We start from the raw sequence: 23,533 nt of genomic DNA, 5'->3' as shown, positions 1-23,533 counted from the left end.
GGCTGTTTTCTTTCTCACTGCACTAATCGTAGTTGAATTCAGTCACACCTGTGATCGCTAATGAGATTTAATTCAGAAGCGCTCTATAAACAGCTGTTTAAAATAATAATTTTCTTAGCATTCAAGCAGGTGAGCCGTCAAAGCCATTTATCGGCAGCATAAAAAAGGCTTGAAAATCAATGACACTATAAGAGTACGCTACTCTGTATTAAAAGTAAGACTTGTAACAATTAATACATGATGTCTATCACAAGAATGTATATCGGCATTATCTCAATATCGCGCCAGTGAGCCATGCGCAGAAAGGCGATTTTTGTCGAGAAGAAAACTTGCCAATTCAGGTACCAACAACTATTCGTTACTAAAGAAGAGTGTACACGGCATCTATCCTCCGCATACGAGCAGAGAAGAAGCAGTTACTTGAGGCGTCGTGCGCCAACCGTTGCACCTGACTTCACTGAGGGAATAACGAGCGGGGTTACTATGATTTTGAGTCATTTATTAGGGTTATATACCCATCCCAAAAAGGAATGGAAAGCGATTGGCGAGCGCCACGAGGCCGCTTCAAACAGCATTGGTCACGCGTTGTTACTCGCGTTAATCCCGCCTGTTTGTGCCTACTACGCGAGCGTCCACATTGGTTGGCAAATCGGCGCGGGGGATCCCATCTTTATGACCCCGCAAAGCGCCCTGTTCATCGCCAGTGCCATGTATCTTGCTTTGTTGGGCGGTGTCGCGGCGTTGGCCTATCTCACATTATGGATGAGTCGTACGTTCGGTTCCGCTCCGACTTACACCCAGTGTCTTGAACTGGCAGCCTATACCGCAACGCCCATCTTTATGGTGGGACTCGCCACGCTTTATCCAGTGGTGTGGTTTGTGATGATCGTCGGCTTGATTGGCATTGCCTACTCTGTCTACCTCCTCTACACGGGGGTTCCCATATTGATGGAGATCCCTGAAGAGCGAGGATTCATCTATGCCAGCTCTGTCGTCACTTGCGGGTTAGTATTGCTGGTCGCGATTCTGGCTGCCTCGGTCATCCTATGGAATGTCGGCATGGGGCCTGTCTTTACCCATTAGTCAACATGGGCGTAGCAGGATACCAGTGAAAAGCGCCGCGATAACTGTCGCGGCGTTTTCAGTTAGTCCTCGTTATGTATCTCTAAGTTCGCTAGCTCTTGCTGCTGCTCGCGTACCGTTTTCGCATCGTCGTTACGCAAGCTTTGTATATACTCGAGATAAGCTTGATCGACATCTTGAGTGACATATTCACCACTGAATACGGATGTCTCAAAGCGCTCAATAGCTGGGTTCGCTTCGCCAACCGCCGCCACCAAGTCAGACAGATCTTGGTAGACCAAACCATCTGCACCAATCAGTTGACCAATTTCATCAACTTCACGGCCATGGGCGATCAGCTCGTTGACACTGGGCATGTCGATGCCATAGACGTTAGGAAAGCGCACTTCGGGAGCGGCTGATGCCATATACACTTCTTTTGCTCCCGCCTCGCGCGCCATTTCGATAATTTGCTCCGAGGTGGTGCCGCGGACTATCGAGTCATCGACCAACAAAACGCGCTTGTCTTTAAATTCAGAACCAATGGCATTGAGTTTACGGCGCACCGATTTCCGACGCATTTGTTGCCCAGGCATAATAAAGGTCCGCCCGACGTAACGGTTTTTGACAAAGCCTTGGCGGTAAGGCTTACCCAGCACTTGGGCAATCTCCAAAGCGATGTCACAGGAGGTCTCTGGAATTGGGATCACCACATCAATGTCAGCGTCATCCCACTCACGTTGAATTTTAGCCCCCAGTTTTTGGCCCATACGAATACGCGCGCCGTATACGGAAACCTTATCGATAAAGGAGTCAGGGCGAGAGAAGTAGACAAATTCAAAGATACAGGGGTTTAAACTCGGCGTATCCGCACATTGACTGGTATGCAGTTGCCCATCCAGCGTGATATAGATAGCTTCACCGGGTGCCACATCACGGACAAAATCAAACCCGACCGCATCCAACGCCACTGTCTCCGACGCCACCATGTATTCAGTGCCCGCCTCCGTATCGCGCTTACCTAAACAGAGTGGCCGAATGCCTTTAGGGTCACGGAACGCGATCACACCATGACCAATGACCATGGCCACGACCGCATAAGCCCCCGACACTTGGCGATGCACCGACGCCACCGCGGCAAACATATCGTCAACCGTTAATGGATGCGATGTCGCGGTTGATAACTGGTGGGCAAGGACGTTAAGCAGGATTTCAGAATCAGAGGTGGTATTAAGGTGACGACGATCTTTCTCGAATAGCGACTGACGCAAGTCTTGGGCATTGGTGAGGTTACCATTGTGCGCCAGGGTAATACCGTAAGGCGAGTTGACATAAAACGGCTGCGCTTCTGACGCACTCGAACTCCCCGCGGTTGGATAACGCACATGCCCAATACCCACTTGGCCTTGTAAGCGCTGCATATGCTTAAGTTGAAACACATCCTTTACCAGACCATTGGCTTTTCTAAGCCGGAAACGATTGTCGTCAATAGTGACAATCCCGGCTGCATCCTGTCCCCGGTGTTGTAGCACCGTCAGTGCATCATAAATGGACTGATTGACCGGGGTGTTACCAACGATTCCAACTATACCACACATGTCAGCGATTCCTTGTTACGCGAATATCATCCTAAGATCCGGCGATCTCAGGTAAGAAACTGGAACTGTTCTCGAGATAGTGGAAAAACCATTCAATCACTACCGCAAAGTTAGGAATAAGTTGCGACTGCCCCCATGCTTGGGTGTGAGCGACCGACGTGAAGGCATCCAGGAAGAAGAGCATCGCGGCAATAATGAGTACACCACGCACACTTCCAAACACCATACCCAGCACCCTATCGGTACCAGACAACCCGGTTTTCTCTACCAACTGAGCAATCACATAATTGACCACCGCCCCCACTATTAAGGTGGCAATGAACAATAAGGCTATTGCGCTACCATTACGAATAACGGCATCTTCAATATTGGTCAGGTAAACCGCCAGTTGCGTATAAAACTGACTGGCGATAAAAAACGCACCAAACCATATCACCAATGACAATGCTTCTTTAACAAAGCCTCGAATAACACTAACTAGCGCCGAAAAACCAATGACGCCAATAATGAGGTAATCAATCCAATTCATCGTATTCACTTGCTCGAGACGTGCGCATTCTAACAGAAAAAATGCTCACGCAAACGTTTTCTTATTGGGTGAGTGGGTCAAATTTACGCAATTGACCCTTCAATCCAGTCAAAGATTGCAAATCAGTCAGTTGCGATTCTAACGCCGATTTGGAGACGTGAGGCCCCACGACCACCTTGGCTAAATCACCCGGTTGGATGGCTTTGGGTAAGATATGCGCTTGGTAGCCTTTTTCGCGTAATTGCTTGACCAAACGTCGGGCGTTGTCTTGGTTGCGAAAAGTGCCAAGCCGAATCATCCACGCCCCTTCTTGAGCACTGGCTGACGAAGAGGCGGTGTCACTAGACGCCGGTTTAGGCGCAGGCTCGTTGTCCAATTCGTTTGTCTGACGCTCTTTTACCTTGGTGTCTGGCGCGTCCACCTCAACCACTTGTGGGGCTTTAATCGGTGCTTGGCTCACCTCACTATCAAAATTTTCTCGTAGTGGGATACTTTCATAGCTCTCTTGATAATGCTCTTTTTTGCCATCAAGCACATCTGGCAGCACTATCACCCCGATAGACACCAACACCAAGGTACCCACGATTCTTTTTTGTAACTTACTGGCCACAATGACTCCGTTTTAGTTAAGCGCGCTTATTACCTGCCCAACGGTATGAAACGACCCAAATACGACCACACAGTCTCGCGCAGGTTCAGCATGTTTTAATGCCTGCTGATAAGCCTCACTGGGTGATGCAAACTGTTGTGGTGCCGGCACAGGCAAGCTGTCGGCGGGTGCACCTCGAGGCACAGATAACGATGCCGGATACCAGTGATCCACGATTCCGTCCAAGCAGGCTAAGGTACCCGCCATGTCTTTATCGGATAGCATGGCCACCACCGCATGCACGTGTCCGCCGCGTTCCGCTTTGCACTCAGCCAACTTCTCTGCCAAATAAGCGGCCGCGTGCGGATTATGAGCAACGTCAAACACAGTGTAAGGCGCATTGGCAACAACCTGCATTCGCCCGGGTACCGACACCGAGGCTAACCCGTCAGAGATGTGTGTGTCTGCGATCTCCAGCTCGGCAACCCCCAAAGCCATCAAGGCAGTGGCGGCATTTTGTAACGGTATTGCCGGGATAGGCAACGCCGTCAGCTCAAACGCCCCTGCCGCCCAACACCAGGTATTATCCGTGAGCGTATATTGATATTGATAGCCCAGCTGGTGTAGCTCGGCGCCAATGCTGTCAGCATGTGCAGCCACGCTCGCCGGTGGGGAGGGCTGACCGCAAACAGCGGGTTTACCTGCTCGGAAAATCCCTGCTTTTTCGTAGCCGATTTGGTTAATGTCATCCCCTAACCAATCACAGTGATCGAGCGCGAGGCTGGTGATCACCGATACGTCATGCTCCACTACGTTGGTGGCATCGAGGCGTCCACCTAGCCCCACTTCTAAAATAACCACGTCCAGCGAATGCTGCTTGAACAAGTGCAATGCGGCCAAGGTGCCGAACTCGAAAAAGCTCAGGCTCGTGTCACCACGCGCTTGTTCAATCGTCGCGAACGCTTCGCTGTGCGCGGCATCGTCTAGCCGTTCGCCATTAATGCGCACGCGCTCACTATAGTGAGTTAGATGCGGGGAGCTATAGACACCGGTGCGATAACCCGCATGCTGCAAAATCGATTCTAGCAGCGCACAGGTTGTGCCTTTACCATTGGTTCCCGCGACGGYAATCACTGTCGGCGCTGGCTTAGTCAGTTGCGCTTTTTCGGCCACTGCCGCGACGCGTTCAAGGCCAAGATCGATGGCACGGGTATGGATGCTTTSGAGATAAGACAGCCACGTCGTTAAAGAGGACGTGGCTGTTGGGTGTTGTTGTTCAGACATTGGCTTGGTCAGTTACTCCATGATGGGTAAATGATACCAAGGATAGCGCCGTGGGACACGGTCAATTATTGCTCTTGAGAAGGCTGTGCCGCTTCAGGCTCAAGATCAGGCTTGCCTTGTTCTACATCGACCACCAGTGGTGAGTGACGATTATTCAATTTGGCAAGCAGACCCGCTAAGCGTTGACGCATTTCTCGGCGATCGACAATCATGTCAATCGCACCATGCTCAAGCAAAAACTCACTGGTTTGGAAATCTTCAGGAAGATTCTCACGCACGGTCTGTTCAATCACTCGGCGCCCCGCGAAACCGATAATCGCTCTAGGCTCGGCCACATTGATATCACCTAACATGGCAAAACTGGCCGTCACGCCACCGTAAGTCGGGTCGGTTAATACTGAGATAAACGGCAGGTTATGGCGGGAAAGGCGTTCCAATGCGGCACTTGTTTTGGCCATTTGCATCAGTGACATGAGCGCTTCTTGCATACGCGCACCGCCACTGGCAGAAAAACACACCAAACCGCAGTTATTGTCAATCGCCGCATCCACAGCTTTAACAAAGCGAGCGCCCACAACGGCTCCCATCGAGCCACCCATAAATTTAAACTCAAAGGCGCAGGCCACCACGGGCACATCAAACACGCGGCCTTTCATAACCACCAGGGCGTCTTTTTCGCCACTTGCTTTTTGCGCCGACGCTAAACGATCTTTGTACTTTTTCGAATCGCGAAACTTCAACACATCTTTGGGTTCAAGCTCACTGGCAATCTCTTCACGCCCGTCTTTATCCAAAAACACGTCGAGCCGGCGGCGTGCTGGCATGCGCATATGGTGTTCACACTTTGGACAGACTTCCAAGTTACGCTCGACATCCGCGTGATAGAGAACTTGATCACACGACGTGCACTTGGTCCACACGCCCTCTGGAATCGACGCCTTGCGTGATGAACCAATATTACTTTTGGTTAATATTTTTTCTAGCCAGCTCATGGACAACCTTTACTTAGTGATAGCTCTCGCGGACGGACAACTATCTTGGATTCGTAACAAATTAGACCGAATTAAATCACAAGTCTGTCAGACTTGGGATAAAAAACTGGTACTACCTATTCTTTCTCCGTGCTTTATGAGTACAGCGTACTTGCCGCCACAATCACCTAATCCGGCAAAAACAGGGGGCCAATGGGTGAACGAGGCAACCCAAATGTTTCGGGGTAGTCTACGTCAACCAGATACAAGCCTTCAGCTTTCGCGGTCGCAGCCGCCTGGGTACGATCTTTTTGTGCCAGCAACCAAGCCATCCACTCAGGCGGCTGCTCTTGACGACCGACCGTCATTAAGCTCCCCACAATATTGCGAACCATATGATGCACAAACGCATTGGCTTTAATATCAATCACGATAAAGCGTCCTTGACGGTTGACCGATAAATGCATCACATTCCGCCAAGGGGATTTCGATTGACACTGAGCGGCACGGAATGAGGAAAAATCATTCTCCCCAAGGAGATACTGACCCGCTCGATGCATTAAGGTTTCATCAAGTTCAGCGTGATAGTGACTGACTCCCTTGGCTAAGATCGCCGGGCGCAAGGGATGATTATAAATCACATAACGATAGCGTCGCGCGGTCGCACTAAAACGGGCATGAAACTCGTCTGTCACAGGCTTCGCCCATCGCACCGCAATCGGATCCGGCAAGTTCGCATTGACACCCATGGTCCAAGCTTTTAATGGACGCTGATTATCAGTGTCAAAGTGCACTACCTGTCCTGTTCCATGCACGCCAGAGTCGGTACGTCCCGCACACTGTACGGCGACAGGATGATTGGCAACCGTCGATAAAGCACGCTCGAGGTGTTCCTGTACACTGGTGACTTCTCGTTGCCTCTGCCAACCGTAAAACTGAGCGCCATCATACTCAATGCCTAACGCGAATCTCATGCCCTGCCTTCTCGTTACTCGTCAATAAGGCGCCGCATTATACCCATAAAGCCCTCGAGTTGCAGGTGAAAAGCGCGTGCTTGGCCATCACTGCCGCCATAAAGAAACAGGCAGCATTCGCTACCTGTTTTTTCACTACCTCAGCTGTTCTAGCAACTGACGTGCTTCTTGCTGCAAGGCCTTGTTGCCCGACTGCATCACTTTTTCGAGCAAAGAAATCGCCCCATCGATATCGTTCATTTCCAAGTACGCTTTGGCAAGGTCAAGATTCGTCGATGCTTCAGTACTCGCGGTATCACCATCCACATCAATGGCACTGATATCTTCTAACACATCAGGAAACTCATCTAAACCCACATTCAGATTCATTTCCGCTTTATCAGGATCAATATCTGGCGTAGAACCATCATCTCGCATGAGCTCCTCAATGCTGATGTAGTCATCTTCTTCTTGCTCTTCACCAATCAGCTCACTCTCTGCTTCTCCCTCACTCAGAAGATCCTCATCTAAGGCTTCCTCGAGTTCAAAGGTTTCCAATGACGCCGGATCGATGGCGGGCTGTTGACTCCAGTCTTCACTCTCTGCTTCAGGCTCAGGTTCATTATCAGCCTGCCAAACCGCCGCTTCTTCATCGGACAGTGAGGAAAGATCCAGTGGCGTGTCATCGTCTGACTCGGAGAGCAGTGCCTCCATGTTTAAGCCACCCACTTGGTGATCGTCATCGTCGAGATCGCTGATATCTCGCTCATCACGCTCAGGCGTTTCCTTGGCGACGTCACCCTCTTGCTGCTCATCTAAATAAGATTCTAGCTCTCGCTGCTCTTCGAGCGCAGCGCTTAGTGCGTCGTCTTCGCCAAACTCGCCCAGCTCATCAAGCGAGAAAGAGTCAAACTCATAGTCACGCTCATTGCTTGGCTCGGGCTCTGGCTCCGGCTCCGGCTCCGGCTCCGGCTCTGGCTCTGGCTCTGGCTCTGGCTCTGGCTCTGGCTCTGGCTCTGGCTCTGGCTCTGGCTCTGGCTCTGGCTCTGGCACGCTATCTAAATCCGCTTGTTCTTGATCGTCAACCGGTTCAGCGTCTGCCAATGCCGCTTCTTCGTCGTACTCTGGTAGGCTGGTTAAATCAAGTAAGTCTTCTTCGCTAATGTCGTCGAGATTATCGCCGTCATCATCAGCTGCTTCATCTTCCTCGCGGGTAGCTTCTGGCTCAACCGATTCGTCCGCCTCTGCATCGTCTTCACTTAACGCTGCTTGCGGCTCGTCTTCCGCGTCATCGTCCGCTGCGGGTGCATCATCGGCCTCGCTAGTGGCTTCTGGCTCAGTCGATTCGCCCGCCTCTGCATCTTCTTCACTTAACGCTGCTTGCGGCTCATCCTCCGCGTGATCGTCAGCTACGGGTGCTTCATCGGCCCCGCTAGTGGCTTCTGGCTCAGTCGATTTGTCCGCCTCTGCATCGTCTTCACTTAACGTTGCTTGGGGTTCGTCTTCCGCGTCATCATCAGCTGCGGGTGCTTCATCTGCCCTGCTAGTGGCTTCTGGCTCAGCCGATTCGTCCGCTTCTGCGTCGTCTTCACTTAACGCTGCTTGCGACTCATCCTCCGCGTGATCGTCCGCTGCGGGTGCATCATCGGCTTCGCTAGTGGCTTCTGGCTCAACCGATTCGTCCGCTTCTGCATTGTCTTCACTTAACGCTGCTTGCGGCTCATCCTCCGCGTCATCGTCCGCCGCGGGTTCTTCATCGGCCCCGCTCGTGGCTTCTGGCTCAGCCGCTTCGTCCACCTCTGCATCGTCTTCACTTAACGCTGCTTGCGGCTCATCCTCCGCGTGATCGTCCGTCGCGGGTTCTTCATCGGCCTCGCTAGTGGCTTCTGACTCAGCCGATTCGTCCGCCTCTGCATCGTCTTCACTTAACGCTGCTTGCGGCTCGTCTTCCGCGTCATCGTCAGCTGCGGGTGCTTCATCGGCCTCGTTAGTGGCTTCTGGCTCAGCCGATTTGTCCGCCTCTGCATCGTCTTCACTTAACGCTGCTTGCGGCTCATTCTCCGCGTCGTCGTCCGTCGCGGGTGCGTCATCGGCCTCGCTAGTGGCTTCTGGCTCAGCCGATTCGTCCTCTTCAGCATCGTCTTCGTTTAATGCTGCTTGCGACTCGTCTTCCGCGTGATCGTCAGCTGCGGGTGCTTCATCGGCCCCGCTAGTGGCTTCTGGCTCAGCCGATTCGTCCACCTCTGCATCGTCTTCACTTAACGCTGCTTGCGGCTCGTCTTCCGCGTCATCGTCAGCTGCGGGTGCGTCATCGGCCTCGCTCGTGGCTTCTGGCTCAGCCGATTCGTCCTCTTCAGCATCGTCTTCACTTAACGCTGCTTGCGGCTCGTCTTCCGCGTGATCGTCAGCTGCGGGTGCTTCATCGGCCCCGCTAGTGGCTTCTGGCTCAGCCGATTCGTCCACCTCTGCATCGTCTTCACTTAACGCTGCTTGCGGCTCGTCTTCCGCGTCATCGTCCGCGGCGGGTGCTTCATCGGCCTCGCTCGTGGCTTCTGGCTCAGCCGATTTGTCCGCCGGTGCATCGTCTTCACTTAACGCTGCTTGCGGCTCATTCTCCGCGTCGTCGTCCGTCGCGGGTGCGTCATCGGCCTCGCTAGTGGCTTCTGGCTCAGCCGATTCGTCCTCTTCAGCATCGTCTTCGTTTAATGCTGCTTGCGACTCGTCTTCCGCGTCATCGTCAGCTGCGGGTTCTTCATCGGCCCCGCTAGTGGCTTCTGGCTCAGCCGATTCGTCCACCTCTGCATCGTCTTCACTTAACGCTGCTTGCGGCTCGTCTTCCGCGTCATCGTCAGCTGCGGGTGCTTCATCGGCCTCGCTAGACTCTGCCGCGGCGGGAGTGTCCGCTGGTGCGTCAGCGTCGCTGTCTTGCTCAGCACCTGTCTCTGATCCTGGATCAGTGTCAGGTGTTTCTTCTGTTTGCGTATCCGACGCGTAAAGAAGTTGCTCTAACTCCGCTTCGTTCGGATCACTGTCGTCTTCTTCTCCCCACAATGCTGGATCATCATCATCAGCGAGTGGGTCGGGTTCATCGTCATCCCCCAACACTTCTTCGAGTAAAGCGTCAGAATCTTCTAAATGAGGGTCATCATCTTTGTCTAAGACTTCATCCAGTAAGGCGTCACTACTTTCATCGAATTCGCCCTCGGTATCATCCCCTTCATTGAGCCAGCTATCTTCGTCCTCTTCATCACCGACAAGTTCATCAAGCAACTCGGTTGTGTTATCAAGAGAAACGTTGTCATCGTTATCATCATCAGATAAATCAATGTCTTGGCTTAAATCCAGCTCAGGTTCATCGTCGAGCACCGAGTCAAATAGCGCGTCATTTGGCGCTTGCTCGTCATTGTCTTCGCGCTCTTCTGACGTTTGCGCTTTCGTCTCGGCGCTTTCGCTCTCAGGCTCTTCCGCTGGGGCTTCAGCGGCGTTTCCATCAGCTTCACCTGCTAACAAGGCATCGATATCGTCGACATCACTGTCATTGCCTTCCTCGAGCGCTTTAGCCCACTCGGCGGCAAGCGCTTCATCAGCACTCATTTCCTCTTCAGGTTGGTCTGTGTCGCCCGTTTCCGATTCGTCCCCCTCGTCGGATGATGTGTCATCGGCAGCGCTATCCTTATCAGCCGGCGGCGTATCGGCCAGCTCATCCAGCGCGCGCTCCATGTCTTCAAGACCGATAGCATCATCGCTGGTAGGCGCGACACTCGATTCATTGCCTGCCATATCATCGAGTTCGTCATCCAGATCGAGATCGTCCAGGTCGGTATCATCGCCAAACGCGATATCCTCACTCGCCGTCTCATCATCGGTGATCTCTAACTCATCGTCATCTTGCGGATCGTCAACATCGTCTTCATCCGGATCGGGCACCATGACCACGGGCATATCGTCTATATCATCATGATCCAGTGCCGCAGGCTCTTCCGCGTCTTCCTCTTGCTTTCTGCGACGCGCGAGGAAGAAGAAAATGGCCCCTGTAATCAAGGCCCCCGGGATGATGGCCAACATGGCAAGCAATAATGGGCTATCAAGTAAAGATTCAACCACTGAGGGAGGTTGAGTGTCCTCAGCCACCTGTTGCTGACGCTGCTTTTCTAAAAATGCCCGGATCTCTTTATTGATTTCAGCATCACCGCTCATCTGCTCTTTTAGGGCGCTCAGCTCGTGCTGGACCTCAGACAAACGAACCTTGAGCACATGATTGCTCTCAACCAAACGCGTCATTTCTTGGTCTGACGCTTGCAGCTGAGACTGTAAGTTTTGTACCACTTGAGGTTCAGGCGCACTGGCTTGCTGAGTCTCTTCACTGGATTGGGAAGTGTCTTGGCTTGTTTGCTCAGGTTGCGATTGTTCCGGCTGGGTGTTCGTTGAAGGCGCTGGCGACGGTTGCGGACTCGGTTGCTCAACCTGTTCGCTGAGTGGCGTGGTATTTTGGGCTTGCTTACGCGCTTCATCAATTTCAAGCCGATTGACCACATCTTGGGTGCTTTCTCGCTCAATTTGCGCCAGCGTCGGCATCACTAAAGTGCTACCCGGCTGCAAACTATGAATATTGTTGTTGGTGAATGCGTCGGTATTCAGACGAAAAATCGCGCCGAGCGTCTGATACACACTCACTTGCGTATTAGGGCGCATTTGAGTCGCAATCGACCACAAGGTTTCATTGTCCCCGGTTGGACCATATTGTTGTGCCGATGCAACCGCTGGCGTTGGTTGGGGCGAAGCGGTTTCAGCCGCCATTTCATCTTGCGGACCAAGAATGCGTATTGCCGCTTCGACCGGCACCGTTGAAACACTGACAAGCGCAACCGCCAATACCCCTGCGACGGCAATAAGATGCCGCTTAACGCGATGCGAGGTTATGGTCAATCGAGTTTGAGAAGAAGACTGTTCACTTTGCTGTGCGTTGGACACACCCGCACTCCCTTATGGCAAAAATGGCCTCACTAAATATCTAACTATATCGGAAGCCATGCTAAAAACTGTAGTTTGGTGATATAAAAGTGTGTTGCGCGATCAAACTGTGGGCGCTCTGCCTCAGTTTTGACTCGATGATAGCATCGTCACACGTCGCGTATCGCCCACCTATGCAAAATTAATGCCTAAAAAAATACCCCATCAACGGATGGGGTATCAATCAACCTAGTGTGGTGATGGGCGGGCTATCACGCTCTTTTATGGGTGCGACGCTTGTTGCTTAAAGGTAATCGCGAACCAATACTTCCGCAATTTGTACCGAGTTAGTTGCGGCCCCTTTACGCACATTGTCTGCTACCACCCAGAGGTTGAGCCCATTAGGGTGGCTAATATCGTTGCGAATACGCCCCACCAGCACCTTATCTGAGCCAGTGCCTTCTTTCACCTGAGTGGGGTAATCTTCCCCTTCAAAGACCTCAATGTGTTCATGCTGACTCAAGATCGCTACCGCTTCCGTTGCGTCAATCGGTTGACGGCACTCAAGGTGCACGGCTTCAGCATGACCGTAAAACACGGGCACGCGCACACAGGTAGGGTTAACCCCTATCATCTCATCGGCAAGAATTTTCTGGGTTTCCCACACCATTTTCATTTCTTCTTTGGTGTAGCCATTTTCCATAAACTGGTCAATGTGTGGTAGGCAATTAAAGGCAATTTGCTTGCTGTATAACGCAGGCTCCGCATCTTGGCTGTTAAGCAATTTAACCGTCTGCCCGGCAAGCTCATCAACGCCTTCTTTCCCTGACCCTGAGACCGATTGGTAGGTAGACACATTTAAACGTTCGATACCGACGGCATCGTAAATGGGTTTTAATGCCACCAGCATTTGGATCGTCGAGCAATTTGGGTTAGCAATAATATTACGATTACGGAAGTCACCAATCGCGGCTGCGTTCACTTCAGGGACCACCAAGGGCACGTCGAAGTCATAGCGGAATTGCGACGTGTTATCGATAACGACGACGCCCGCTTCCGCTGCAATCGGCGCCCAATGCGCAGAAGCCTGTGCGCCCGCCGAGAACAAGCCAAGCTGAACCTGTGTCCAATCAAATTTGTCGACATTTTGCACACGCAGGCTCTCACCTTTAAAGGTGATGGTTTCACCTGCACTCCGCTCACTGGCGAGGAGGTGTAGCGTGCCAATGGGGAAATCGCGCTCTTCTAAAATCTCGATCATGGTGCGTCCTACCGCACCGGTTGCGCCCAAAATGGCAACGTCAAATGCTTGTGTCATGCATGCTCCTCAATACTAAAGCCCAGCTTAGCCAGCGACTGTAACCCGAAATCAGCCTGTCCGGCTACCGTGATCGCACTGTACTCGCGTCGATCCCAGTAATTTTTCCGTAATTGGTCAAAGGCTGCACGCTGAGCGAGTTTGTCATCACCGGCCGCATGCATGGCCCGACGAAAATCACTGTCATCTCGGCGAATATCGTAGACCAATTGCGTCAGTGCCATCAGATCACTTTGTTGCCACGGCTGTGCCAAGGCAACGTGTGGAATCGGCGCGGTGGGCAGCAGCTCACTGGCATGGGCAAGATGAGGCAGGCCCAGGTGTTCACACAGTGCGTTAAAGACCATGGTAGTACCACGGGCTTTGCCTTCTAGACCATAGCCTGCAATATGAGGCGTAGCAAACGTAAGCTGGTCCATCAGGGCAAGGTCGACCTCGGGCTCCTGTTCATAAACATCCAACACCGCATCAATCTCGCCTCGCGCTAACCGCACTTTAAGTGCCTGATTATCAACAATCGGCCCCCGAGCGGCGTTTATCAAAATGCTTCCTGACGCAAGCGCATCTAACCGAGCTTGATTCATGAGGTGATAAGTGGGGTGCGCTCCGGTCGTGGTCAAAGGGGTATGGAAAGTGACMACATCCGATTGTGCGATCAGGGTGTCAATGTCCACCATGTCAGCCAGGTTTTCTTGCTCCTGACGAGGGGGATCGCAAAGTAAGGTTTTAATCCCAAGTGCCGCAAGCCGCTCGGCCAAGTAGTGCCCCACATGACCCACGCCCACGATACCGACCGTTCGGTCGGTCAACTTAAAGCCTTGCTGTTGCGCTAACACCAGCAAGGCGCTAATCACGTATTCCGCCACCCCAACCTTGTTACAGCCAGGCGCCGCCGTACCGTGGATGCCTTGTGCGTGCAAGGCGTTAAAATCAAGATGATCTTCACCCGCGGTGGCTGAACCGACAAAACGCAGACGAGTTGCACCGTCAATCAGAGCATGGCTCACTTGCGTGACGCTTCTCACCATTAATGCGTCAGCATCAATCAAATCCGTCGCACGGATTGCGCGCCCGGGTAATGCAACCACCTCACCCAATTGACTAAACAAGGTTTGGGCATAAGGCATGTTTTCGTCTACAACAATTTTCRCGTTCAACGTCCTGTGTGAGTCGGTGCATCGCTTATCGGATGCTCAATGCAAGAAAATCATTGTATCTATCTCACGGTAAGAAAACACCCTTGAACTGAGTGGATAACCCGCTCACCGGGTGGCCTCAGGCAGAAAAAAACCCGGCCGAAGCCGGGTAAATCCAGGACCTGAAAAGACCATTAACGGCTCTCAACGATAATGGTCCGTGTCTGATGGCAGAGCCTCTCTGCATACCTGGAAAAAGGGGCGATTGTATTAACCGCGATATTTTTCAATTACCAAGGTGGCGTTGGTACCGCCAAAGCCAAAGCTGTTGGACATCACGCGCGTCAGTGCTTGCTCTCGCGGTTGCGTCACAATATCTAACCCTTCAGCCGCGGGATCCAAGTTCTCCACGTTGATACTTGGCGCGACAAAACCTTGCTCAAGCATCAGGGTTGAATAGATGGCTTCGTGCACCCCCGCCGCGCCGAGCGCGTGACCTGTCATTGACTTAGTCGCAGAAATCGCTGGGCTCTTGCCGCCAAACACTTCCTGAATCGCGCCAAGCTCTTTTACATCTCCTACTGGGGTTGAGGTGCCGTGAGTGTTGATGTAATCAACCTCACCCTCTACATCTTGCATCGCCATATTCATACAGCGCACCGCGCCTTCACCCGACGGCGCCACCATGTCATAGCCGTCAGACGTTGCACCGTAACCGACAATTTCACCGTAGATGGTCGCACCACGCGCCAGCGCATGCTCCAGCTCTTCCACGACTAGCATGCCGCCACCACCAGAGATCACAAAACCGTCTCRTTCCGCGTCATAGGTACGAGAGGCCTTCTGCGGGTCGTCGTTGTATTTGGTTGAAAGGGCCCCCATGGCGTCAAACATCATGGTCAGTGACCAATCCAGCTCTTCACCACCACCGGCAAACACCACATCCTGTTTGCCTAGCTGAATCAGCTCAAGGGCGTGACCAATACAATGCGCCGAGGTCGCGCACGCAGAACTCATGGTGTAGTTCACCCCTTTAATTTGGAACGGGGTAGCCAAACAGGCTGAAACAGTCGATGACATGGTCCGTGGCACCATGTAAGGGCCAACACGCTTCACGCCTTTTTCGCGTAATGTATCAACCGCGGTGACTTGGTTCACCGATGACGCACCACCTGAACCGGCCACTAAACCAGTTCGTGGATTAGAAACTTGCTCAGGGGCCAGGCCCGAGTCTTCAATGGCTTGCTCCATTGCCAAGTAGGCAAAGCCCGCCGCGTCACCCATAAAGCGCATTCTTTTGCGATCAATATGGTCGGCTGGGTTGAGTTTGAGATCCCCCCAAACATTGCTACGCAGCTTCATATCTGCAAACTGCTGAGAAAAGTTAATGCCAGATTTTCCCGCTTTGAGCGACTCCAGCACTTCTTTGACGTTGTTACCAATACTGGAAACAATCCCCATGCCTGTAATGACAGCTCGTTTCATGATTCTTTCCTAGACGTTAATTTCGCAGTGGATGATAGCGTTTTTGAAGCTGATAAGTGGTCAGCTTTCCTTTGAGCCAGTACAATTTGCTTTTTCTTTTCCTGTGTAAGAGGCATTTGTGAGCACTCCCTCGATCGACCACGCAAAAATCAGCTGGAATGACACGGGCACCCCCGTCGCGGAACAGTTTGATGACGTCTACTTTTCCAATCACGACGGTTTGGCCGAGACCCGCTACGTGTTCATCGAACAAAACCAACTTCCCGCACGTTGGCAAACTGCCACATCATCCCGGTTTGTGATTGCGGAAACCGGCTTTGGCACTGGGCTCAACTTCCTGGCCACTTGGGCGGCTTTCGAGCAGTTCCGTCAAACCCATCCAAACGCGCCCGTAACCCAGCTTCACTTTATCAGTTTTGAGAAGTACCCCCTGACAGTAGAGGATCTCGCCCGTGCACATCAAGCTTGGCCAGAGCTGGCACACTATGCTAAACGGCTACGCGCCGACTACCCTGTGCCGTTAGCTGGTTGTCAACGAATCGTGTTGGCTCAAGGTCAGATTACACTCGATTTGTGGTTTGGTGATATTAAAGATTGGTTACCACAAGTGCCAACAGGCCCTAAAGGGGTGGTGGATGCTTGGTATTTAGACGGCTTTGCCCCAAGCAAAAACCCAGAGATGTGGAACCAAGATTTGTTTAATGGCATGGCACGACTTGCACGCGAGCAATGCACCTGCGCCACCTTTACCGCCGCTGGCTTTGTGCGTCGTGGCCTTATCGAGGCCGGTTTTGAAATGAAAAAGGTGAAAGGTTTTGGCCACAAGCGAGACATGTTGGCAGGTGCACTGCCTGCTCGCCAAGCCCATGCCAGCTACTCACCATGGTATGCCCGCACACCCGCTTCAACAGCGGACGACATCGCCATTATTGGCGGCGGTATTGCCAGTGCCGCCTTGATCACCGCATTGCTGCAACGGGGCAAGCAAGTCACGCTGTATTGCCAAGACCCGCGCCCGGCTGCTGGCGCATCAGGGAACCATCAAGGCGCCATTTATCCGCTTTTAAATGGCAATAACGATAATTTAAGTCAGTTTTTTGCCCCCGCCTTTTTGTTTTCACGACAGTTTGTTCAACAACAAAACGTCCAAGGCATCGCCTTTGAGCACGACTGGTGTGGGGTGACACAGCTGGGTTACAACGACAAGAGTGCCGCTAAACTTGCTAAGATGGCCGATGGCGCCTTTCCTGAGGCATTGGTCACGCCGTTAGACGCCGATGGCGTGAGCGATAAGGTCGGCTTAGAAACCGGGCATGCCGGCGTGTTTTATCCGCTTGGCGGTTGGATAAGCCCGCAACAGTTTACTGCGGGTGTAATAGATAAAGCCATTGCCAGCGGACAGCTACGTGCCCATTTTGATTGTCCCGTGAGAGCGCTAACACAATCGAACAATGGTTGGACACTCGAGACCAGCATGGGTGAGGTTCACCACCCAAATGTGGTGATCGCCAACGGCCACCAAGCAGATAGCTTCAGCCAAATACAGCCTATTCCCGTTTATCCGGTGCGCGGCCAAGTCAGCCATGTGCCCACCAATACCGAACTCAGTAAGCTCAACACTGTATTGTGTTTCGAGGGCTATTTAACCCCGGCTAATCAGGCGGGCGAGCATTGTCTAGGGGCCAGCTATCGTCGCAATAATGCGGACGTAGCGTTCCAAGCCGCCGATCAGCTTGAAAATCAACAGCGCTTAACCGATTGTGTCGATACAGACTGGGCACACGCGGTGCCTCTGGCGGAAGACGGACGCGTTGGCGTGCGCTGTGCCAGTCGCGACCATTTACCTTTCGTGGGCAACGTGTGTGATTACGACGCCTTGGTGTCTGCCTACCAAACCTTGCAAAAAGACAAAGAAAAAGCGGACGCCGTTCCCGTTTATCCCGGGTTATTTTGCTTGCTGGGGCTCGGCTCTCGCGGCCTCACCTCAGCCCCATTGGCGGCAGAAGTGCTAGCAGCTCAGCTTTGTGACGAGCCTTTACCTTTACCTCAGTCGGTCCTAGACACGCTGCACCCAGGGCGGATGTGGGTTCGTAAGCTGCTAAAAGGTAAAACACTATAGCGCGTCACGGCCAACAAAGAAGCCATCACCGAGGCGATGGCTTTCTTTTGCTACGCGGTACCGTTTTCGATACCGCTTAGTGTCTCATTTAAAACAGTGTGTTACGCGTCTTTTTCCACTTGCTGTTGCAATAAATCCCACAGCGCCCCGACGAGACGTTGGTCGCCGGGTGACAGCTCACTGGCATTGTCATTGAGACTAGCATCGACGCGCGCTTTCAATGCTGACACCTCATCAACCCCCTCCAACTCACAGTCCGCTGCCGCTAAAGAAACGTGGCCACGTAAATAGCCACTGGCAAACAATTCATCGTCTGAGGCGGTTTCCACCATCTCATCGATTAACGCTAAAATGCGTGCTTCATAGTCTTGAACTTTCATCTTTTTAACCTTGGCTTGGCAACGTAAAGGTATCTGGCGTCAACGGCGCAACACCATAAAAGTCTCGCAAGGTATCAGAAAACTGCTTGGCGCGCACGGGCAAAGCGGTGCTTGTCGATGCATCCGAGACATACTGTACGACTTGTTGCCGAACTTTCTCAGTAAACGCGTGGCGATCGGGCTCAACACCACTTAAATTGTCACAGCTCACTTGAAAGCGAAACCCACAGCTTGCCGAGAGGATCCATTCAATCGCCTGTGGCTTCACTTCGACGGCCTCAAAGGCGGCTTGCGTGTCAGCATCACGGCCATCCGGATGATACCAATAGCCATAATCTTCCCATTGACGACGCTGCTCACCGGCAATGGTCCAGTGTGCAATTTCGTGCAATGCCGAGGCAAAAAAGCCGCGCGCAAAAATCACACGATGATGAGGATGATCGGCATCAGCAGGTAAGTAAATAGGCTCATCCCCGCCACGCACCAGCTCAGTATTGAAAGAAGCAAGAAAGGATTGGTTAAAAAGTTGGATCAAGTCGTGATAATTGTGGGTCATAATCTTAAACAATAACGACACCCCACCTATCCAAAACGACAGATGGGGTTAAAGAAGATGAAACGTTTGGGATATCGCTATGCGCCCATTTGGCCGCGGTGACGAAGCAAATGGTCCATCAGCACAATCGCCACCATGGCTTCGGCAATCGGCACGGCGCGGATCCCTACACACGGGTCATGACGACCACGTGTCACCACATCCGCAGATTCACCGTGAACATCAATACTCTTGCCCGGCACGGTAATGCTGGAGGTGGGTTTGAGCGCTAAATGTGCCACTAGTGGCTGGCCTGACGAGATCCCACCAAGAATGCCTCCCGCATGGTTTGAGGCAAAGCCGTCAGGGTGAATTTCATCACGATGCTCACTGCCACGCTGATTCACCACGTCAAACCCATCTCCGATTTCGACCCCTTTCACCGCGTTAATTCCCATCAACGCATGGGCAATGTCCGCATCTAAGCGATCAAACACTGGCTCGCCAAGGCCGACAGGAAGGTTTTCTGCCACCACGGTGAGCTTGGCACCGATTGAATCTCCGTCTTTTTTCAGTTGACGGATCAGCGCATCCAATTCCTCTAGTTTGTTCACATCCGGGCAAAAGAAAGGGTTTTGCTCAACTTGCGCCCAATCCACCGTATCGATGGTCACCTCGCCCATTTGCGCCAAGTAAGCACGCACTTGAATACCATGCACTTGCGCGAGGTATTTTTTAGCCACCGCGCCTGCGGCGACACGCATCGCCGTCTCTCGTGCCGATGAACGGCCGCCCCCGCGGTAATCGCGGATGCCATATTTATGGTGATAGGTATAGTCTGCATGCCCAGGGCGAAACACATCTTTGATTTTGGAATAATCTTTGGAGCGCTGATCGGTGTTTTCGATCATCAAGCCAATCGATGTCCCCGTGGTTTGGCCCTCAAAGACCCCAGAAAGGATTTTCACCGCATCCGGTTCACGGCGCTGAGTGGTGTATTTCGACGTCCCAGGACGACGGCGATCGAGATCATGCTGCATGTCCGCTTCAGTCAATGCTAACCCCGGTGGGCAGCCGTCAATAATCGCCCCCAATGCAACGCCGTGGCTTTCTCCAAAGGTCGTGACGCGAAATATCTGTCCTATCGTGTTGCCTGCCATGCCTTCCTCTACTTGCCTGATGGGCATTGTTGTATTTTTGCGTACTTTGTTAGCAATTAACCATAAAGCAATCAAATACGCAAAGAAAATCCAGGTGAGCAACGGAGCGACTGCAAGTGTTAGAGACTAAAAAGCCAGCACGAGGCTGGCTTTATATCATGATCGGTGGGTACTGCCTCTAGTCGCGATAAAGGGCAAATTCATCCGCACACGCAACGAGATCTTGGCGACTGATCATAAACACACCATGACCGCCGTTTTCGAACTCAATCCACTGCAAAGGCAAATGACCGTATTGCTCTTGCATGTGCACAATCGAATTACCAACCTCACACACCAACACGCCATCGTCTGTCAGATAATCGGGGGCATTGGCAAGCATCCGACGCACCAGTTTCAACCCATCCGTGCCGGCGGCAAGCCCCAGCTCAGGTTCATGGCGAAACTCGTCCGGTAAGTCGTCCATATCTTCCGCATCGACGTAGGGAGGGTTGCTTACGATTAAATCGTATTTATCTTGCGGGACATCTTTAAGCAAATCCGACCGCATCGGGATCACTTGCTCTTCCAAGCCATGATCCTGAATATTGATTTCAGCGACATCCAGCGCATCGGTGGAAATATCCACCGCATCGATCTCTGCCTCTGGGAACGCATAGGCACAAGCAATAGCGATACAGCCACTGCCCGTACATAAATCCATAATCCGGCGAGGAGGGTGAGGCAAGATGCCAGCGAATTCTTGCTGGATAAGCTCACCTATCGGTGAACGTGGCACAAGTACACGCTCGTCGACAAAAAACTCTAAGCCACAGAAATACGCTTTGTTGGTTAAATATGCGACTGGGGTTTTATCGTTGATACGTGCAATGACACGCTCAACGATACGATGTTTTTCACTGGTGGTCAGTCGCGAAAAGCGCGTCTCTGAGGGTACATCTATCGGCAAGTAGAGTGTCGGTAACACCAGCTGTACCGCCTCATCCCACGCGTTGTCGGTGCCGTGGCCATAAAACAAGCCTGCCGCATTGAAACGACTGACTGTCCAGCGCAGCATGTCTTGCAGCGTATGTAACTCACTGACCACTTCTTCAGTAAAAATCGTATCCACATTGGCCTCCATCGGCTTCATGCAATTTGGGGTCGCCCTTTGACGCGAGGTCAGTACAATAAGCAGCATTTTGAGCTAGCTGAATGTACAATTCAGGTCATCACCTCGGGGACAGTTTTTTATGAGCAAAAAACCATCGATGACGGAAGAGGACTTGGCGCTATTCCGTGATGCCGTCAAAGGCGCAAAAAAGTTGAAGCAGGATACCATAAACCCACCACAACGCCAGACGACCAAGACGCGCAAACAACGTCAGTTTGAACGACAGAGTAGCGATCATGCATTTTACTTTTCCGATGAGTTCGAGCCGCTGCTCAATGAATCGGGTCCAATGCAGTACGCCCGTCAGGATGTCTCTAAATACGAGGTCAAGCGGCTTCGTCGTGGTGTGTATGTGCCCGATATCTATCTCGATTTACACGGAATGACCCAAACAGAAGCCAAGCGAGAGCTGGGGGCGATGCTCGCGGCCTGTGTGAAAGACGGCACTCGTTGCGCCAGTGTGATGCACGGGATTGGTAAACGGGTACTCAAAGACAAAATTCCACTGTGGCTGGCACAGCACCCCAATGTGATGGCGTTTCACCAAGCGCCAAGGGAGTTTGGGGGGGATGGCGCCTTGTTGGTGCTGATAGAAGTGCCCGAGCGCTAGTAACCTATCGCTAAAGAGACAGATGCGCGTCAAGCACTTTTTACCGATTACGATTTTAGAAGCTGTCGTGGCGACATATGCGCACTCAGCGACGCTTGTTGGTTGGTGATATCGACCTCAATCAACGCCATGGCTGACGTGGCAAACATCGGCGGTTGCCCTTCTTGCACCCACTCGTTGGTAAGGTATCCGACTAAAGGCAGATGAGAGACGACCAAGACCACGTCAAGTTTCTCAACCTCTATCATTGCATTCAGGTAATCATAGACACGATCACTTTGCCCAAAAGGGGTGATCTCTTGTTCTGTGATCACCTCTTTTGCATCGGGTAACAAAGGCGCACACACCTGCCAGGTTTGCTGCGCACGTAAGTAAGGGCTCACCAGCACTTTATCAATCCCTTGCCCATCCAATTGCTGGTTCAGCCACGTCGCCATCTGTTTGCTCTGTTGCTCACCATTGGCCGTGAGCGCTCGGTCGCTATCACTGGCTGCAAATGCTTGCGCTTCGCCATGACGCATTATGATTAATTTCATCGCCTTAATACCCACATTCATATGCCAAGATTGGCTGCATGCTATCAAGATGATCCGCAAAAGACCAAATAAGTGGTTTGCGACTCTGGTCACTGGTAGTCATACTTACTACTAACTTATTTACTCTGATAGTGAGATGCTTGTGCACGTCAGCCCTAACGACCATAAACACTACCGTTATATCACGCTTCCTAACGCATTACGTGTCTTATTGGTGAATGACCCACATGCGCATCGCAGTGCCGCGGCATTGTCGGTGAATGTCGGTCACTTTCACGACCCAGTCGAGCGACAAGGGCTGGCGCACTTTCTCGAACATATGCTTTTTTTGGGGACGGATCAGTACCCCGTCATCGGTGACTTTCAGCGCTTTATTAGCCAGCATGGTGGCCACAATAATGCGTGGACAGGCACCGAGCACACCGCCTTCTTTTTCGATATTCGCCCCAGCCAGTTTGCGGCAAGCTTAGACCGCTTCAGCGCCTTTTTCATTTCACCCCGTTTTGATGCCGATGCCGTAGATAAAGAACGCCAATCGGTCGACGCCGAGTATCGCATGAAGCTCAATGACGACGTGCGACGTATCTATCAAGTTCACAAAGAAACCATCAATCCTAACCATCCGTTTGCCAAGTTCTCCGTTGGCAGTGTCGAGACGCTCGCGGATCGTGATGATTCCAATGTACGGGATGATCTCATCGCCTTTTACCGAGCTAACTATAGCGCCAATCTCATGACACTGGCATTGACCGGGCCACAGTCATTGGATGAGCTTGAGCGCTTCGCGAAACAGTATTTTTCCACCATTGCCAACCATCACTATCCTGAACTTGCCATCAATGCGCCCCTGACCACCAAGAATGAGCAGCATCAATGGGTGACGATTGAACCTTTAAAAGAGGTTCGTAAGCTCACCTTGGCGTTTTCTGTCCCTGAAAGCCCCGAGCAATACCGCACTAAGCCTTTGTCTTACATTGCCCACTTACTGGGTTATGAGGGGCCTGGGAGTTTGATGTCACTATTAAAAAACAAAGGCTATATCAACACTTTGTCTGCAGGTGGTGGGATCAGCGGACGAGATTTTCGTGAATTTACCCTCGGCTTTTCGTTAACGCCATTAGGGCTGAGCCATGTCGACGATATTATCACTCATGTATTTCAAGCT

19 protein-coding genes are annotated in these 23,533 nt (G+C 52.1%); 4 read left to right on the top strand and 15 right to left on the bottom strand.

Features of this window, described 5'->3' with window-relative positions; genetic code table 11:
- Positions 1-483 precede the first annotated feature (483 nt).
- Positions 484-1,083, top strand: a complete 600-nt coding sequence (locus tag BZG14_RS00095) for a Yip1 family protein (protein ID WP_046075248.1) — start codon at positions 484-486, stop codon at positions 1,081-1,083.
- A 62-nt stretch (positions 1,084-1,145) separates the two neighbouring features.
- Here the strand turns inward: BZG14_RS00095 and purF are convergent, their stop codons facing one another.
- The 10 genes from purF to fabB all read right to left on the bottom strand — a co-directional run bounded on the left by purF (position 1,146) and on the right by fabB (position 15,875).
- Positions 1,146-2,660, bottom strand: coding sequence for an amidophosphoribosyltransferase (gene purF, locus BZG14_RS00090; RefSeq protein ID WP_077484712.1), 1,515 nt, complete (start codon positions 2,658-2,660; stop codon positions 1,146-1,148).
- A gap of 31 nt (positions 2,661-2,691) precedes the next feature.
- On the bottom strand, positions 2,692-3,189 hold the full coding sequence (locus BZG14_RS00085; RefSeq protein ID WP_069362063.1) for a CvpA family protein: 498 nt from the start codon (positions 3,187-3,189) through the stop codon (positions 2,692-2,694).
- 61 nt (positions 3,190-3,250) lie between these two features.
- Positions 3,251-3,799, bottom strand: a complete 549-nt coding sequence (locus BZG14_RS00080) for an SPOR domain-containing protein (protein ID WP_077607639.1) — start codon at positions 3,797-3,799, stop codon at positions 3,251-3,253.
- A gap of 12 nt (positions 3,800-3,811) precedes the next feature.
- Positions 3,812-5,062 carry a bifunctional tetrahydrofolate synthase/dihydrofolate synthase gene (folC, locus tag BZG14_RS00075; protein ID WP_077607638.1) on the bottom strand — a complete coding sequence of 417 codons (1,251 nt, stop codon included), beginning with the start codon at positions 5,060-5,062 and terminating at the stop codon, positions 3,812-3,814.
- A gap of 65 nt (positions 5,063-5,127) precedes the next feature.
- Positions 5,128-6,054 (bottom strand): acetyl-CoA carboxylase, carboxyltransferase subunit beta, encoded by a 927-nt coding sequence (gene accD, locus BZG14_RS00070; protein ID WP_077607637.1) that lies wholly within the window; start codon positions 6,052-6,054, stop codon positions 5,128-5,130.
- Positions 6,055-6,221: 167 nt separating this feature from the next.
- Positions 6,222-7,007 (bottom strand): tRNA pseudouridine(38-40) synthase TruA, encoded by a 786-nt coding sequence (gene truA, locus BZG14_RS00065; RefSeq protein ID WP_077484702.1) that lies wholly within the window; start codon positions 7,005-7,007, stop codon positions 6,222-6,224.
- Between the two features lie 135 nt (positions 7,008-7,142).
- Positions 7,143-11,957 (bottom strand): FimV/HubP family polar landmark protein, encoded by a 4,815-nt coding sequence (locus BZG14_RS00060; RefSeq protein WP_077607636.1) that lies wholly within the window; start codon positions 11,955-11,957, stop codon positions 7,143-7,145.
- A gap of 283 nt (positions 11,958-12,240) precedes the next feature.
- On the bottom strand, positions 12,241-13,254 hold the full coding sequence (locus BZG14_RS00055; RefSeq protein WP_069360719.1) for an aspartate-semialdehyde dehydrogenase: 1,014 nt from the start codon (positions 13,252-13,254) through the stop codon (positions 12,241-12,243).
- Positions 13,251-14,381: a 4-phosphoerythronate dehydrogenase gene (locus tag BZG14_RS00050; protein ID WP_077607635.1), complete on the bottom strand. Its 1,131-nt coding sequence runs from the start codon at positions 14,379-14,381 to the stop codon at positions 13,251-13,253. The genes BZG14_RS00055 and BZG14_RS00050 overlap by 4 nt, the downstream gene beginning before the upstream one ends.
- A 279-nt stretch (positions 14,382-14,660) precedes the next feature.
- Entirely contained in the window at positions 14,661-15,875 is a 1,215-nt protein-coding gene (gene fabB / locus BZG14_RS00045; RefSeq protein WP_077607634.1) for a beta-ketoacyl-ACP synthase I, read from the bottom strand.
- A 118-nt stretch (positions 15,876-15,993) separates the two neighbouring features.
- On the opposite strand from fabB, the gene mnmC reads away from it, so the two are divergent.
- A complete protein-coding gene (gene mnmC / locus BZG14_RS00040; RefSeq protein ID WP_077607633.1) occupies positions 15,994-17,994 on the top strand; it encodes a bifunctional tRNA (5-methylaminomethyl-2-thiouridine)(34)-methyltransferase MnmD/FAD-dependent 5-carboxymethylaminomethyl-2-thiouridine(34) oxidoreductase MnmC in 2,001 nt (666 codons plus the stop codon).
- Between the two features lie 101 nt (positions 17,995-18,095).
- Here the strand turns inward: mnmC and BZG14_RS00035 are convergent, their stop codons facing one another.
- The 4 genes from BZG14_RS00035 to prmB all read right to left on the bottom strand — a co-directional run bounded on the left by BZG14_RS00035 (position 18,096) and on the right by prmB (position 21,180).
- Positions 18,096-18,374: a YfcL family protein gene (locus tag BZG14_RS00035; protein WP_077484690.1), complete on the bottom strand. Its 279-nt coding sequence runs from the start codon at positions 18,372-18,374 to the stop codon at positions 18,096-18,098.
- A gap of 4 nt (positions 18,375-18,378) precedes the next feature.
- Complete coding sequence (locus tag BZG14_RS00030; protein ID WP_077607683.1) at positions 18,379-18,930, bottom strand: elongation factor P hydroxylase; 552 nt, start codon at positions 18,928-18,930, stop codon at positions 18,379-18,381.
- A 77-nt stretch (positions 18,931-19,007) separates the two neighbouring features.
- Positions 19,008-20,069 carry a chorismate synthase gene (aroC, locus tag BZG14_RS00025; protein ID WP_077456341.1) on the bottom strand — a complete coding sequence of 354 codons (1,062 nt, stop codon included), beginning with the start codon at positions 20,067-20,069 and terminating at the stop codon, positions 19,008-19,010.
- Between the two features lie 178 nt (positions 20,070-20,247).
- Positions 20,248-21,180, bottom strand: a complete 933-nt coding sequence (prmB, locus tag BZG14_RS00020) for a 50S ribosomal protein L3 N(5)-glutamine methyltransferase (protein ID WP_069360747.1) — start codon at positions 21,178-21,180, stop codon at positions 20,248-20,250.
- Between the two features lie 121 nt (positions 21,181-21,301).
- On the opposite strand from prmB, the gene smrB reads away from it, so the two are divergent.
- A complete protein-coding gene (gene smrB / locus BZG14_RS00015; RefSeq protein WP_069360725.1) occupies positions 21,302-21,832 on the top strand; it encodes an endonuclease SmrB in 531 nt (176 codons plus the stop codon).
- Between the two features lie 47 nt (positions 21,833-21,879).
- Here the strand turns inward: smrB and sixA are convergent, their stop codons facing one another.
- On the bottom strand, positions 21,880-22,368 hold the full coding sequence (gene sixA, locus BZG14_RS00010; protein WP_077607632.1) for a phosphohistidine phosphatase SixA: 489 nt from the start codon (positions 22,366-22,368) through the stop codon (positions 21,880-21,882).
- A 142-nt stretch (positions 22,369-22,510) separates the two neighbouring features.
- On the opposite strand from sixA, the gene BZG14_RS00005 reads away from it, so the two are divergent.
- Positions 22,511-23,533, top strand: a 1,023-nt coding sequence (locus tag BZG14_RS00005) for an insulinase family protein (protein WP_198531992.1), incomplete at its 3' end; no start/stop codon positions are given.

It is taken from the genome of Salinivibrio sp. IB282 (assembly GCF_001995685.1).
Taxonomy (GTDB): domain Bacteria; phylum Pseudomonadota; class Gammaproteobacteria; order Enterobacterales; family Vibrionaceae; genus Salinivibrio; species Salinivibrio kushneri.
The sequence above is the reverse complement of the archived record's forward strand: the minus strand, read 5'-3'. Positions and strand labels throughout refer to the sequence as shown.

Excerpts from the sequence above, each read along its gene's own strand:
- BZG14_RS00095 (WP_046075248.1), top strand. The coding sequence starts at position 484 with ATGATTTTGAGTCATTTATTAGGGTTATATACCCATCCCAAAAAGGAA.
- purF (WP_077484712.1), bottom strand. The coding sequence starts at position 2,660 with ATGTGTGGTATAGTTGGAATCGTTGGTAACACCCCGGTCAATCAGTCC.
- BZG14_RS00085 (WP_069362063.1), bottom strand. The coding sequence starts at position 3,189 with ATGAATTGGATTGATTACCTCATTATTGGCGTCATTGGTTTTTCGGCG.
- accD (WP_077607637.1), bottom strand. The coding sequence starts at position 6,054 with ATGAGCTGGCTAGAAAAAATATTAACCAAAAGTAATATTGGTTCATCA.
- truA (WP_077484702.1), bottom strand. The coding sequence starts at position 7,007 with ATGAGATTCGCGTTAGGCATTGAGTATGATGGCGCTCAGTTTTACGGT.
- BZG14_RS00055 (WP_069360719.1), bottom strand. The coding sequence starts at position 13,254 with ATGACACAAGCATTTGACGTTGCCATTTTGGGCGCAACCGGTGCGGTA.
- BZG14_RS00035 (WP_077484690.1), bottom strand. The coding sequence starts at position 18,374 with ATGAAAGTTCAAGACTATGAAGCACGCATTTTAGCGTTAATCGATGAG.
- BZG14_RS00030 (WP_077607683.1), bottom strand. The coding sequence starts at position 18,930 with ATGACCCACAATTATCACGACTTGATCCAACTTTTTAACCAATCCTTT.
- aroC (WP_077456341.1), bottom strand. The coding sequence starts at position 20,069 with ATGGCAGGCAACACGATAGGACAGATATTTCGCGTCACGACCTTTGGA.
- smrB (WP_069360725.1), top strand. The coding sequence starts at position 21,302 with ATGAGCAAAAAACCATCGATGACGGAAGAGGACTTGGCGCTATTCCGT.
- sixA (WP_077607632.1), bottom strand. The coding sequence starts at position 22,368 with ATGAAATTAATCATAATGCGTCATGGCGAAGCGCAAGCATTTGCAGCC.